Genomic DNA, 14,058 nt, shown 5'->3' on the forward strand with positions numbered 1-14,058 from the left:
CCGTGCGGGTGACATCCCCACCAAGAGAAGGATCAGTATGCAGCACACGAAGAAGGCCCTCGCAGCGCTCGCGCTCGTCGGCTCGCTCGCACTGGCCGGATGCTCGACGGCGAGCGGGGACGGCGGCACCAGCGCCGCCGGCGATTGCACGCCGAGCGACGGCAAGGTCGACCTCACGTTCACCTCGTGGATCCCGGGCATCGAGGATGCCGTGCAGATGTGGAACGACGAGAACCCCGACATCCAGGTGACCGTGCAGACCGGCCCCTCGGGCAACGGCGGCACCTACCAGAACTTCTTCAACCAGCTGAAGGCGGGCAACGCCCCCGACCTCGGCCAGATCGAGTACGACGCACTGCCGAACTTCCGCGTGCAGGACGGCCTCGAGGACCTCGCGGCCTGCGCCGACGTCGTCGCCGCGAAGGACGAGTTCGTGCCGTGGACCTGGGGCCAGGTGACGCTCGGCACCGACGACGAGGTCTACGGCGTGCCGCAGGACTCGGGCCCCATGGCGCTGTTCTACCGCTCCGACCTGTTCGAGGCGAATGGCATCGCCGTTCCCACGACGTGGGACGAGTACAAGGAGGCGGCGAAGCAGGTGCGCGCCCTCGGCGGGTACATCACCAACTTCTCGCAGACCGACATCAACCAGTTCGCCGGGTTCGTCTGGCAGGCCGACGGCCAGTGGTTCGCCAACGACGGCGACGAGTGGACGGTCGACCTGACCGGCGACCAGTCGAAGGCCGTCGCCGACTACTGGCAGGACCTCATCGACGAGGACCTCGTCTCGACGTACCCGGCCTGGACCGACGAGTGGAACAACGCCTACAACTCGGGCGAGGTCTGGTCGTGGAACTCCGCGGTCTGGGGCGCGAACTCGATCGCGTCGGGCGCACCCGACACGTCGGGCAAGTGGTCGGTCGCGCTCGCCCCGCAGTGGAACGCGGGCGACGAGAAGGCCGGCAACTGGGGCGGCTCGTCGATCGCCGTGTTCAAGGGCAGCGAGCACCTCTACGAGGCGACGAAGTTCGCACTCTGGCTGAACACCTCCGACGAGGCCCTCACCGCCCTCAACACGACGGCGAACATCTACCCGGCCACGACCGCGGGCCTCGAACTGCCGTCGCTGCAGGAGGGCGTCGAGTTCTACGGCGGCCAGAAGATCTACGACGTGTTCAAGGACGCCGCGACCCAGGTCAACCCCGACTTCGTGTGGGGCCCGACCATGACGCAGACCTACGCCGACGTCGCCGACGGCTTCAAGGCCGCCGCGAGCGGCCAGGGCACGCTCTTCGAGGCGCTCGAGAACGGTCAGTCCACGACGATCGACGCGCTGAAGGCGCAGTCGATCCCGGTCAAGGAGTAGTCGCGGCATGATCCACCACCTCTGTGCCTCGGGCGTCAGCGTGCTCGTCGATGCCCGAGGCACGGGGGTGCCCGCGATCGTGCACTGGGGCCGCGACCTCGGCGAACTCGACGACGCAGCACTCGCGGCCCTCGCCGACGCCGTCGTGCCCGCCGTGTCGCCGAGCTCGATCGACGTGCCGCTCCGGCTCTCGCTCGCACCGTCGCTCGCCGACGGCTGGAGCGGCCGCCCCGGCCTCGCGGTCGCCGGCGAACGCCCCGTCGACCTCGCGCTCGCACTGCGCTCGTGCGAACGTATCGCCGACTCCGCCGGTGACCGGCTCGCGATCTCGGTGACGGATGCCGCGGCATCCGTCGATCTCGCCATCGCCCTCGAGCTCACCCCCCAGGGCGTGCTGCGCATGCGTCACGTGGTGACGAACGTGGGCGAGGCGACGCTGCACCTCGGCGCCGCGGCATCCGTCGTGCCGGTGCCGGATCGCGCCCGTGAGCTGCTCGACTTCTCGGGGCTCTGGGCGAACGAACGCCGCCCGCAGCGCCTCACCCCCGGGCACGGCGTGTGGACGCGCGAGTCGCGGCACGGCCGTCCCGGGCACGACGACGCGTTCCTGCTCGCGGCCGGCACTCCGGGCTTCGGCTTCCGCACGGGCGAGGTCTGGGCGGCGCATGTCGCGTGGAGCGGCGATCGCGCCCTCTGGTTCGAACGCAGCGCGCTCGGCCCGACGACGATCGGCGGCGGCGAGCTGCTCGGCCTGGGGGAGGTCGTGCTCGCCGAAGGCGAGACGTACGACGCGCCCTGGCTCGTGCTCGCCTGGTCGGACGCCGGACTCGACGGGGTCTCGGCGCGACTGCACCCGTGGGTGCGCTCGTGGTCGACGATCGACCGCCCGCGCCCGGTGGTGCTCAACACCTGGGAAGCCGTGTACTTCGACCAGTCGCTCGACGGCCTGCAGCCGCTCATCGACGCGGCCGCCGAGGTCGGCGTCGAGCGGTTCGTGCTCGACGACGGCTGGTTCCGCGGCCGGACCGACGACCGTCGTGCCCTCGGCGACTGGTTCGTCGACGCCGGGACCTGGCCCGACGGGCTGGGGCCGCTCATCGACCGCGTGGTCGCGGCGGGAATGGACTTCGGCCTCTGGGTCGAGCCCGAGATGGTCAGCCGCGACTCCGACGTGGCCCGCGAGCACCCCGACTGGGTGCTGCAGCCCGTCGGCGCCCCCACCTGGCGGTGGCAGAACACGCTCGACCTCGCGAACCCGGCGGCCTTCGCGTACCTGTTCGAGCGCCTCGACGCGCTGCTCTCCGAGCACCCGATCGCCTCCCTCAAGTGGGATCACAACCGCGACCTGCTCGCGATCGATGCGCACCGGCAGACGCGGGCGTTCCTCCGGCTCGTCGACGCGGTGCGGGCCGCGCACCCCGAGGTCGAGATCGAGTCGTGCGCCTCGGGTGGGGCGCGCATCGACCTCGGCGTGCTCGAGCGCGTCGAACGCGTCTGGACGAGCGACACCAACGACCCGCTCGTGCGGCAGCGGATCCAACGCTTCACGTCGCTCGTCGTGCCCCCCGAGTATCTCGGCGGCCACCTCGGTGCCGCGCACGCGCACACCACGGGCCGGAGCTCCTCGCTGTCGTTCCGCATGATCACGGCCCTGTTCGGGTCCGCCGGCATCGAGTGGAACCTCGCCGAGGCGGCCCCGCACGAGCGCGAGGCCGTCGCCGGCTGGATCGCGCTGTTCAAGCGCGAGCGCGGGTTCCTGCACTCGGGCGTCGTCGTGCGCGGCGACGACGCCGACCCGGGCGTGCTCGGGCACGGGGTGGTGGCTCCCGACGGATCGCGGGCGCTGTACGCGCGCGTCGCGCTGGACTCGGCGGAGACGGCACTGCCCGCACCCGCTCGCATCCCGGGACTCGACCCAGACCGCCGCTACCGCGTGCGCCCCGTCGAGGTCGGCGGGCCGCCGCCCGTGATCGCCGACGCGCCCCCGCCCTGGTGGGCGGCGGGCGAGGTCGTGCTGTCGGGGCGGGTGCTCGGCGAGACCGGGCTCGCCATGCCGTTGCTCGCCCCCGAGAACGCGTTGCTGCTCGAGGTCACGGCGGTCTGAGCCGCCCGGCTCGGTAGCCTCGCACCATGGAAGCCTCACGCGACGCGACGACGCGGCGTCCCGGAACCGTGCGCGACGCCGCAGGCGGCATCCTCGCGCTCACGGTCGCGACGTTCCTCGCGGTGACGACCGAGATGCTGCCGGTCGGCGTGCTGCCAGCGATGGGCGAAAAGCTCGGCGTCTCGGAGTCGATCGCCGGGCTGCTCGTGACGGTGTACGCGTTCATGGTCGCGACGCTCGCGGTGCCGTTGACCCTCTGGACCCGGCGGTTGCCCCGCAAGGGCCTGCTCCTCGGCACCATCGCCGCCTACACGGCGAGCAACGTCGTCGTCGCCCTGGCCTCGACCTTCGCCGTCGTCGCGGCCGGCCGCGCACTCGGCGGCATCGCGCACGCGCTGTTCTTCTCGCTGAGCATCGCCTACGGCTCGCGGCTCGTGCACGCCGCCCACACCGGGCGCGCGCTCGCGCTCGTGACGGCCGGCGCATCGGCCGGCTTCGTGCTGGGCGTTCCCCTCTCGACCTCGCTCGGCACCGCGGTCGGGTGGCGGGTCGCATTCGCGACGCTCGCCCTCGCCTGCGCCGCCGCGCTCCTGCTCGTCTGGCTGCTCCTGCCGTCGGTCGAGGTCGAACCGGCCGCCGTCGGGGCCGATCCGGAGCGGCGGGAGCGTCGCGGACGGCTCGCCATGGTCTCGACCGCGAACGCACTCGTCTACCTCGGGCAGTACACCTTCTACACGTACGTGGCCGTCGTCCTGCTCGCGGCGGGCCTCTCGGCGAGCGGGGTCGGCCCCGTGCTGCTCGTGCTCGGCGGCCTCGGCCTCGCCGGCACCTGGTTCGCCGGCGTCACGCTCGATCGCCGCCCTCGCGCCAGCCTCCTGGTCGCGCTCGCGGCCATCGTGCTGGGTCTGGCCGCGCTCGGCTTCACGTTCCCGAACCTCGTGGGGATGCTGGCGGCGTCCGTGCTGTGGGCGGTCGGCGTCGGTGCGGTGGCGTCGAGCTTCCAGACTGCGGCGATCCGCACCCGCGGCGCGACTCCCGACGTCATCGGCGCGCTCGTGAACGCCACCGCGAACGTCGGCATCGGGGGCGGAGCGGCGCTGGGCGGAGCGGTGCTCGCCGGTGCGGGGCTCGGCTGGGTGCCGTTCTGCGGCGCCGCCCTGGTGCTCGTCGGCGCGCTGGTCGTGCTGCTCGCCCGTCGCGCGTTCCCGTCGATGCCGGGCTGACACCGGTCGTTCGGAAGGCGAGCGCGAGACGAGCACGAGACGAGCGCGAGACGAGCACGAGGCGTTCGCGAGACGTGCGCGAACGCTGGTCGATCCTGCGAATCAGCTTCAGGCACTCCCGGATCGGGCGATTCGGGGGTAGCGTGACGACACGCGTTATATCGCGTCTTGCGATGATGGCGTCCAGAGGCAGGGGGTGGTGCTCGTGACCGGCATCGAAGTCGTGCTGAGCGTGCTCGGGGGCATCGTGCTGCTCTCGATCGCGGTCGTGGTGACGTTCGTGCTCGTCGTGCGAGCCGTCGTGCGCCGGGTGCGGCGCGAGCGGGTCGCGAGCGGCGCGGCCCTGCGGGCGAGGGCGCGCGTGAGCCGCGGCCCGCAGCGCGAGGTGCTCGCGCTGCGCGTCCGCCTCGACGAGTCGCTGCGCAGCGGAGCAGCGGCCATCGAACTCGTGTCCACGAGCCGCGGCGAGCTGCCTCGCCTGTTCGGGCGCATCCGCGACGAGGGCGCCGTGCTCGACCTGCAGCTCCGGCTCCTCGAGTCCGAACGCGACCAGGCCGTGCTCGCCCGGGAACGCGCCGCCGCACGTGAACGCGTCGACCAGGTCGAGCAGCTCGTTCGCCACGTGCGGTCCGCCGTGGCATCCGGCCTCTCCGGAACGACCGACGATTCGCTGGCCGCGCTCAGGTCGGAGGTCGACCGCGAGGTCGCGGCCCTGCGTGCGGGTATCGACGAACTGCAGGCGCTCAATCGCCGCGACGGCGGGCGCGCAGCGGCCGCGTTCCGGCCGCAGACCACGACTTCAACCGTTCGAGACGAGGGGAACCGACCATGAGCAGCAGTAGCAGCAACTCCGCGCGGGTGCGCACGATCTTCCGCAGCAAGACCACGAAGGCGCTCGATCGCATCGAGGACCCGCGAGAGACCCTCGACGACAGCTACGACCAGCAGGTGAAGCTGCTCCAGCAGGTCCGGGTCGCGGTGGCCGACGTCGCGACCGCGAAGAAGCGCATCGAATTGCAGGGCGAGGAGATGGGCGCGCGTTACCAGCGCCTCGGATCCCAGGCCTCCGAGGCGCTCGCGCAGGGCCGTGAAGACCTCGCGAGAGCCGCTCTCGAGCGCCGGGCGATGCTCGAGAGCCAGGTCGCGGCGTTGCAGCAGCAGTTCACCGCGCTCGACCGCCAGACCGCGCAGCTGCAGGAGCGAGAACGACGCCTCACCGACCAGGTCGCCGCCTTCCGCATCGAGAAGGAGACGATCAAGGCCACGTACACGGCATCCGCCGCGCAGGTGAAGGCGAACGAGGCCGTCTCGGGCATCAGCAACTCCATCGAGGATGTCGGCTCGAGCCTCGACCGCGCCCGCGACCGCGTCGCCCAGATGCAGGCGCGCGCGGCCGCGACCGACGAACTGCTCGCGAGCGGCGCCCTGACCGACCTCACCGCCGCCCCCGACGCCGACATCGAGCGCCAGCTCGCCGTCATCTCGGCGCAGGCCGAGATCGAGCGCCAGCTGCAGGCCATGAAGGGCGGCGCACCGGCATCCGGAGCGGATGCAGCAGGGCGATCGGATGCCGCGGGCGGCTGGTTGGGCATCGGGCAGGGCCGTTAGCGGGGCCGGCGGGTCCCGGGGGGTTCGCGGCTGGCGCCGTGGCGCCGCGCACCGGTAGGCTCGGCCCGCCGCGCTCGCGCGGAACCCGAACCCCTACCTCGACGGAGCCCCGATGCCGGAAGCACCGAACGCGCCCGAACGCGCTCGAACGCCGCTCAAGCAGGTCCTCGTCCGCGATGTCGCCCCTGTGCTCGCGGTGCTGCTCATCACCTTCGGCCTCTGGGTCGGGTTCACGATCATCGCGCCCGAGAACGCCGAGGCCGCCGATCCCGCCGAGCCGGTCGTCGTCTACTCGGCCGAGCGCGATTACGTCGTCTCGACGGCGCTCGCCGGTGCGCGCCGAGGCGCACTCGACGCGGTGGTTCCGCTGCGTGCCGCGGTGAAGCAGCTCGACGGCTTCGCCGATGCCGCGATCCTCGCCGATGCGCGCAAGGCGATCGCCGCGCTCGACGCGGCACTCTCGGGCGACGAGACCTCCGACGTCGTGGCCGCGACGGCGGTCGTGCGGGAGGCGCTCCCGGGCATCGTCGAACGATTCGCGGCGAACGCCGACGCGCGCATCGCCGCGGCGGCGTCGGCGGACGCCGCGCTCGCGCAGCGCGCGCGCGACGCGGTCGCGGCGGTGCGCGCGGCGTCCGCTTCCGAGCGTGCGGCGCTCGCGGCCGGGTTCGCCCCGATGCGGGCGCGCGTCGAGGCAGCGGAGGCGAGTCACGCCGAGGCGGTCGCGCGAGCTGCGGCCGAAGCCGCCGAAGAGGCCGAGAGCGACTCCGACGGCGGCTCCTCCGACGGCGGGCCCGGCCCACTCATCGACTGCGCCGACTCGACGACGTCGACGCCGTGGTGCCCGCAGCCGCTGGTGGTCACCACGCTGGGGGCCTACGTGTCGAGCTGCCCCGCCGGCACATGGGGCCACGTCTTCGATCTCTGGATGGCGCCCGGCACGATCACCCTCGACTACCCGTTCCCGTACACGTATTCGGTCATGGACGGCACCAACCTCTCGGCGCTGCACTGCGATCCCGAATCGGCCGACACGTCGATCCCGCACGGGCCAGGTCCGCTGCCGGGCTGAGCGATCGCGATCAGCCGGGCAGCACCTCGGCGAAGCGTTCGAGCTCGCCGAGCCGGTCGTCTCCGACGGGCGTGAGCACGACGCTGGTCGCGCCGGCGGCATGTCGCGCGGCGATGCGCTCGCGAACCTGCTCGGCGGTGCCGACGAGGGCGAGTTCGGCGACCCACTCGTCGGGCAGTCGCCGCGCGAACTCCTCGGGCGACGAGCAGGTCGCCCGCAGGCGCGCGAGGTCCTCGGCGAAGGGCTGCCCGACGAGGTGCGGCGCCCAGTCGGGCTCCCCGTACCACGCGAGCCCCGGGCGCACGCGGGCGAGCGCGGCGGCGGGGTCGGCGTCGACCGCGGCGACGTCGTAGGTCACGACCAGCGGCGCCGTGGCATCCGTCGCCCCGCTCCGCACCTGCTCGATCGCAGCGGCGATGTACGGGGGAGCGGCGGGCTCGGCGAGCACGACCCCGTCTGCGGTGGCGCCGGCGACCGCGAGCGACTTCGGGCCGCGGACGCCGAGGATCACCGGGGGCACGACCGGGGCGGGCTCGACGAGTTCGACGGCCTCGACGTCGACGTAGCGACCCGCAGCGGGTCCGGGTTCACCGCGAAGCAGTGCGCGCACGGCGGTCGTGTACTCGCCGAGCAGCGTGAGCGTGCTCTTCGGCCATGCGCCGACCTGCCGCATCCAGGCGGGCATGCCGTGCCCGATTCCGGCGACGAACCGTCCGGGGAACATGAGCGCGAGCGTGTTCAGCTCCATGGCGGTGAAGGCCGCATTGCGAGCCCCTGCGGGCAGGATGCCGACGCCGACGGTGATGCGCTCGGTCGCCGCGAGCACGGCCCCCGTCTGCGCGAGGCCGCCGCGGAACCCGAGGTCCTCGACCAGCCACACCTCGTCGAAGCCGAGTTCCTCGGCCCGGCGCGCGTAGGGCAGCACCTGGTCGATCGGGAGGTCACGGGGCAGGAGCACGCCGACGCCGGCGTCGATGGGAGCGTTCACAGCACCATCCTGACAGACGCCCCGAGGGTGGCGACCTAGGATCGAGCGGTGTCGTCCCTCGTGCTCGCAGCCGTGCTGCTCTTCGTCAACGCCGCCTTCAACGCGATCGTCTGGCCGCGGTTCTACCCGCGCATCGCGAACGACCCCAGGGCCCGCGACGCCGACGGCCGTCGCACGCCGTTCTACACCGTGCACGTGGTGCTCATCTCGATCGCACTCGTGCTGGCCGCGGCATCCGTCGTCGTCGGCGTGATCGTGCTGCTCTGATCATGGCGAGGCAGTCCCGCTCCGGTTCCCCGCGCATCGACCGCATCGCGCTGCCCGATCTCGACGATGCGGATGCCGCGGCGCTCGTCTCGGGCGCCGACCTCGAGGGCGTGCGCATCGCCGGCGGCGACCTCTCCGAACGCGACCTCACCGGGCTGCGCCTGCGCGAGTCCGAGATCTCCGACGTCACCGCCCGCGACGTGCACCTGCGCGGCGCGGATGTCGCGGAGTCGGTGTTCGACCGTTGGGACGCTCCCGTGCTGCGCGCGCCGCGCTCGACCCTTCGAGACGTGGTCGTGTCGAACACGCGCCTCGGTTCGGTCGAGTTCTTCGAGAGCACGTGGCAGTCGGTGCACTTCGTCGGGTGCAAGCTCGGTTTCGTGAACCTCCGCGGGGCGACCGTGCGCGACGTGCTCTTCACCGACTGCACGATCGAGGAGCTCGACCTGGGCGGCGCGCGGGCGGAGCGGGTGGCGTTCGCGGCATCCGAGGTACGTGCGCTCGACGCGACCGACGCCCGCCTGGTCGACGTCGACCTGCGCGGTCTCGACTTCGACGTGACCGGGGTCGGCGGGCTCTCCGGGGTGATCATGGACGAGCTGCAGGTCGCGCTCATCGCCACGCGGCTGGCCGAGCACCTCGGCATCCGCATCGTCGGCTGACGGCGGGCGGGCGCTGCCCCCGGCACGCCCGCGGCCTCGCACCGGCCGCGGCCTCGCCCCGGCCCGGCTCCGATCCGATCGGCGGCAGGGCCCCACCGGGCGGGTAGCCTGAGCAGTGCACCCGCGGCCCGACGAGCGGTGCCGGGTGCACCCACGAGAGGACGCCTTCGATGCTCTACGCCCAGACTCCTGCCGCCGAGAAGCGACGACTGTTCCGCGAGCGCCTCTCGTCGGGCGAGCTGCTGAGGTTCCCCGGCGCGTTCAACCCGCTCTCGGCCCGTCTCATCGAACGCAAGGGCTTCGAGGGCGTCTACATCTCGGGCGCCGTGCTCGCGGCGGATCTCGGGCTGCCCGACATCGGGCTCACGACCCTCACCGAGGTCGCGGGTCGCGGTCAGCAGATCGCGCGGATGACCGAACTGCCCGCCATCATCGACGCCGACACGGGCTTCGGCGAGCCGATGAACGTGGCGCGCACGATCCAGACCCTCGAAGATGCCGGCATCGCGGGCACCCACATCGAGGACCAGATCAACCCCAAGCGCTGCGGCCACCTCGACGGCAAGCAGGTCGTCGACGAGGACACCGCGATCAAGCGCATCCGCGCGGCGGCCGATGCCCGTCGCGACCCGAACTTCCTCATCATGGCGCGCACCGACATCCGCGCCGTCGAGGGGCTCGACGCGGCGATCGACCGGGCTAAGGCGCTCGTCGACGCCGGCGCCGACGCGATCTTCCCGGAGGCGATGCGCGACCTCGGCGAGTTCGAGGCGATGCGCAAGGCGCTCGACGTGCCGATCCTCGCCAACATGACCGAGTTCGGCAAGAGCGACCTGTTCTCGGTCGACCAGCTGCGCGACGTCGGCGTCAACATCGTGATCTGGCCGGTCTCGCTGCTGCGCATCGCCATGGGCGCCGCGGGCCGAGGCCTCGACACGATCATCGAGGAGGGCCACCTCACCTCGAAGCTCGGCGAGATGCAGCACCGCGCCGACCTCTACGACCTCGTCGACTACGAGGCGTACAACCACTTCGACCAGGACGTGTTCAACTTCCAGATCGCCCGCTGAGGGCCCCGCGCCTGCGGGCCGCACCCGCAGTCACGTGAGGGGCGGATGCCGCGGCATCCGCCCCTCACTCGCGTCGGCTGCGTGTCCCCTGGCCGTCGGTCGGCCTAGGCCACCGGGGTCCGCTCGGCCTCGCGCTGCTGCAGGGCGTCGGCGACGGCCGCATCGATGCGCGCGGCCTCGCGGCGTTTGCGTCGCCGCCGCTGCACCACGACGAGGATCGCGGCCGTCGCCAGCACGAGCGCGAGGACGAGCAGTGTCCACGGCACGGCCCATGCGGTGGCGGTCGCCTGCACCGGAGGCAGCGGCGCGTTGGCGGTCGTGCTTCCCTCGGCCGGGAGCCGCGGCGAGAGGTCGACGGTCGCGGTCAGGAGTCCGGTCGGCACGACGCCGGGCACAGTCGCCGTGACGTCCCAGGTGTCGCCCGGCAGTAGTTCCGGCAGCGGATCGAGGCCGGCCGCGTCGACGCGGAGCATGCCGAACGGCCCGGCCACGGCGATCGCCTGGCCGGCAGCGAGCCGCGCGTTGCCCGTGTTGTGCACGGTGTACGTGACGGTGGCCGATCCCGCTGCGAACGGGTCGACGCTGCCGGAGTACTCGACGCGCAGATCCTCGATCGCGAGCGCGGGAGCGAGCTCGCCGCCGACGCGCAGCTGCACCCGGATGCCGAGGCGTCGGTCGACGCTCACGCCCGACGAGGCGTCGGGCACCGGAAGCGAGGTCACGATGCCGCCCGAGTAATCGCCGGGAGCGATCCCATCCGGGACTTCGACGCGGAACGGGATCTCGGCGGACTCGCCGGCCTCGAGGTGCACCGACATCGCCGACAGCGTGATCCACGCGCCGACCGCGGTCGACGGGGTGTCCGAGGTCACGAGGTCGAGCACGCCCGTCTCGGTCGTGAAGCCGTCGGCGGCCGACAGGTCGAGGTCGACCGCGACGTCGTCGTTGTTGGTCACCACGATCGCGTCCTCGAGGGCGGTGCCGGGGTCGAGCACGTAGGCGTAGTTCGCCCGCTCGGCGCCCAGGGCGTTCGACGCGGTGCGCACGCCCCAGCCGACCGGGTCGTCGGCCGCTGCCGCCGGCGCTGCCGCGACACCGGCGAGTGCGGCGAGTGCCGCCATGACGGCGAGAGCGGTGAGGGAGCGGTTCGCCATGCGGCGCGCGGGGCTCGGGCGGCCGGCTCGTGCTGCGGTCGACGGGTGGAGTTCGTACATGGGGTCCTCGTTGGATCTGGAGTGCGGGAGGCCGGGGCGGGGTCGCCCGCCCCGGCCGGGGAACGACTAGCTCAGCGCCGTGAGGGTGAGCTTCGCGGTGTAGGTGCCCTCGGCGATGTTCGACGGGACCTTCAGGAACAGGTCCGCGCCGAGCTTGGCCGCGCCGAACGCGTGACCGGCGACCGCCGAACCGAGCGTCGAGGCGACCGAGAGGCCTTCGCCCGCATCGAAGCCCGAGCCGACCGCGGCGCCGGCGGTCGCGCCGCCGCCGGCATCGGTCACCTTCGGCGTCCAGCCGAGGTACTTGCCCGAGAAGGTCTCGCCGCCTGCGGCGAAGTCGCCGGCCTGGGCAGAGATCGACCAGACGGGCGCACCCCGTCGGGTGTCGGAGACGCGGATCGGGTTGATCGCACCGCTCGCCTCGAAGGCGTCGGCCTGCTGGACCGCCGTGCCGAGGTCGACGAGGCCGTTCGTGCCGTCGATGTTCCAGGCGAACTCGCCCGCCGCGGCCTGGGGCACCGTGACCTGCACCTGCTGCGCGACGCCGGAGTCGTCGGCCTCGCGCGTCAGGGTGACCTGGTCGACGATGCTGTTGACCGGCTTCGCGCTGCCGCTCGCCTGCGAGCGCAGGGTCTTCACGGTGATCGCGGCGTCGCTGATCTCGACGGCCGAGTAGTTGCGCACGTTCTCCTGGTTCGAGACCGAGAGCCACGGGAAGCCCGAGGCCTGCAGGCCGTAGTACTTCGAGCCCGAGGCGGAGTTCGCGGTCACGTAGAGCACGCCGCCCGGGCCGGCGACGACCTGGTCGGCACCCGCGGCCTCGTCGGCGTTCGCCTTCTCGCCGTTGCGGAGCAGGTAGCTGCGTGCGTAGCTGTGGTCGTGGCCCTGCAGCACGAGGTCGATGCCGAGGTCCGAGATCACGGTCGGGAGGTTCGCGCGGCGGTCGGCCACGTCGCTGTCCGTGGCGTGCGGGCCGGCCGAGTAGATCGAGTGGTGGAACGCCAGCACCTTCCACTTCGCCTCGTCGCCGTGCTCGGCCACGATCCGCTGCATCCACGGGATGTGGGTGCTGTAGTCGCGGCTGTTCGAGTTCAGGTTCATGAACAGCACGTCCTTGTAGACGAACCAGTAGTCGCCGCCCGAGGCCGTCGAGGTGCCCGCGCCCGCCGTGCGGTCGGTGTTCGGGGTGTTGAAGTGCTGCTCGTAGGCCTTCGAGCCGACGTCGTGGTTGCCGTTCGTCGCGACGAACGGCACCTCGCGAAGCTGGTCGGGGCCGAGGAACGCCTGGTACTGCGCCTCGTTCGACGCCGACTCGACCTGGTCGCCCGCCGAGAAGAGCAGTTCGGCGTCGGGGTAGGTCTGCGTGGCCACGTTGACCGTGTCGAGCCAGCCCGCCGCGTCGTTCGCGACGTTGCCCGACGAGCCGATCTGCGGGTCGCCGAAGAAGAGCAGGTCGAAGGCGCCCTCGAAGTCCTGCGTGCGGAACGACTCGACGGCCGACCAGGCGCCCTCGGCGCCGACGCGGTACACGTAGGCGGTGTTCGAGGCGAGCCCCGAGATCGTGGCGAAGCGGTTGAACTCGCCGCTCGTGGTCGGGCCGCCGGTCGCCGCGACGCTCGTCGCGGAGGCGGGGAAGACGCCGCCCGTGTACGAGGATGCCGGTGCGAACTGCACGACCTGGGCGGTGTCGGCCGAGGAGTACCACGCGAGGTTGCGCTGGGTCTCGTCGGAGCCGACGCCCAGCACGAGGTCGGAGAGCGACGCGGCGCCCACCTGCTCGGCGACGGGGGCGAGCGACTTCAGGTCGAGGTAGATGTCGCTCGAGGTCGCGCGATCCTGGTACAGCGCGATGGCGACGGTGTTCGTGCCCGAGTGCAGCACCGCGTCGGGCACCGTGAAGGCGCTCGTCACGGGGTCGCTCAGGCCGTTGCCCGCGTAGGTGAGGTTCTGCGTCGCCGGGTCGGCGGCGTTCACGCGGTCGTCGGCGAAGCCCGCGACCTTCGTGCCGTTCACGAAGATCTGCACGGCGTCGTCGTAGACGACCGAGCCGCTGAGGCCCGAGATCGCGCCGAGCTGGTCGTTCGTCAGCTCGAACGTGGTGCGGAAGTGGTACGTCGGCACGTCGACCTTGGTCGCCGCGGTCGGGTCGAGGTACTGGTTCAGCACCGTCGTCACGGGGAATCCGCTGCCGAGGTTCGGCACCGCGGCCCCGTTCTTCGCTCCGAAGGCGCCGGTGCCGGACTTCCAGGCGGCGTCGTCGTAGCCGGCGACGGTCCAGGCGAGCCAGTTCGCGTTGCCGGCTGCGGGGTCGGTGCCGTTGTCGGAGAACTTCCAGGCGGAAGCCGTGGTGAGGAGGGTCGCGGGCAGTTCGGCCGCGGCGGCCGAGAGTGCGCCCACGGCCACCGATCCCGCGACGAGATCAGGGTGCCGGTCGCGATCGCTCTGCGTGAGGTACGGGACATCCGCCCGCCCGCTTCGCTTGTG

Annotated in this window: 12 protein-coding genes; 9 read left to right on the forward strand and 3 right to left on the reverse strand. The window is 72.3% G+C overall.

What is annotated here, in order from left to right; all coding sequences use genetic code 11:
• The first annotated feature begins 37 nt into the window (after positions 1–37).
• The 6 genes from BM342_RS04790 (at position 38) to BM342_RS04815 (ending at position 7,373) form a co-directional block, all read left to right on the forward strand.
• On the forward strand, positions 38–1,366 hold the full coding sequence (locus tag BM342_RS04790; RefSeq protein ID WP_092964319.1) for an ABC transporter substrate-binding protein: 1,329 nt from the start codon (positions 38–40) through the stop codon (positions 1,364–1,366).
• Between the two features lie 7 nt (positions 1,367–1,373).
• On the forward strand, positions 1,374–3,470 hold the full coding sequence (locus BM342_RS04795; RefSeq protein WP_092964320.1) for an alpha-galactosidase: 2,097 nt from the start codon (positions 1,374–1,376) through the stop codon (positions 3,468–3,470).
• 26 nt (positions 3,471–3,496) lie between these two features.
• Entirely contained in the window at positions 3,497–4,693 is a 1,197-nt protein-coding gene (locus BM342_RS04800) for an MFS transporter (protein ID WP_092964321.1), read from the forward strand.
• Between the two features lie 205 nt (positions 4,694–4,898).
• Positions 4,899–5,525, forward strand: a complete 627-nt coding sequence (locus tag BM342_RS04805; protein ID WP_143109759.1) for a hypothetical protein — start codon at positions 4,899–4,901, stop codon at positions 5,523–5,525.
• Entirely contained in the window at positions 5,522–6,301 is a 780-nt protein-coding gene (locus tag BM342_RS04810; RefSeq protein WP_092964323.1) for a PspA/IM30 family protein, read from the forward strand. The genes BM342_RS04805 and BM342_RS04810 overlap by 4 nt, the downstream gene beginning before the upstream one ends.
• A gap of 112 nt (positions 6,302–6,413) precedes the next feature.
• Positions 6,414–7,373, forward strand: a complete 960-nt coding sequence (locus BM342_RS04815; RefSeq protein WP_092964324.1) for a hypothetical protein — start codon at positions 6,414–6,416, stop codon at positions 7,371–7,373.
• A gap of 10 nt (positions 7,374–7,383) precedes the next feature.
• Here BM342_RS04815 and BM342_RS04820 read toward each other — a convergent pair whose 3' ends face one another.
• Positions 7,384–8,361: an LLM class flavin-dependent oxidoreductase gene (locus tag BM342_RS04820; RefSeq protein WP_092964325.1), complete on the reverse strand. Its 978-nt coding sequence runs from the start codon at positions 8,359–8,361 to the stop codon at positions 7,384–7,386.
• A 48-nt stretch (positions 8,362–8,409) separates the two neighbouring features.
• Here BM342_RS04820 and BM342_RS04825 point away from each other — a divergent pair, with 48 nt between their 5' ends.
• From BM342_RS04825 to prpB, 3 genes are all read left to right on the forward strand, one after another.
• Positions 8,410–8,628 (forward strand): SCO4848 family membrane protein, encoded by a 219-nt coding sequence (locus tag BM342_RS04825; RefSeq protein ID WP_092964326.1) that lies wholly within the window; start codon positions 8,410–8,412, stop codon positions 8,626–8,628.
• Positions 8,629–8,630: 2 nt separating this feature from the next.
• Entirely contained in the window at positions 8,631–9,290 is a 660-nt protein-coding gene (locus BM342_RS04830; RefSeq protein ID WP_092964327.1) for a pentapeptide repeat-containing protein, read from the forward strand.
• A 170-nt stretch (positions 9,291–9,460) separates the two neighbouring features.
• The gene (prpB, locus tag BM342_RS04835; RefSeq protein ID WP_092964328.1) at positions 9,461–10,360 is read left to right on the forward strand and encodes a methylisocitrate lyase; all 900 of its coding nucleotides are present in this window, start codon (positions 9,461–9,463) and stop codon (positions 10,358–10,360) included.
• A gap of 104 nt (positions 10,361–10,464) precedes the next feature.
• Here prpB and BM342_RS04840 read toward each other — a convergent pair whose 3' ends face one another.
• Both BM342_RS04840 and BM342_RS04845 read right to left on the reverse strand, forming a co-directional pair.
• Complete coding sequence (locus BM342_RS04840) at positions 10,465–11,574, reverse strand: WxL protein peptidoglycan domain-containing protein (RefSeq protein WP_218154893.1); 1,110 nt, start codon at positions 11,572–11,574, stop codon at positions 10,465–10,467.
• A 66-nt stretch (positions 11,575–11,640) separates the two neighbouring features.
• Positions 11,641–13,971, reverse strand: a complete 2,331-nt coding sequence (locus BM342_RS04845; protein WP_304528490.1) for a purple acid phosphatase family protein — start codon at positions 13,969–13,971, stop codon at positions 11,641–11,643.
• Positions 13,972–14,058: the final 87 nt, after the last annotated feature.

The sequence above is a fragment of the Agromyces sp. CF514 genome (assembly GCF_900113185.1).
In the GTDB taxonomy this organism is placed as follows: Bacteria; Actinomycetota; Actinomycetes; order Actinomycetales; family Microbacteriaceae; genus Agromyces.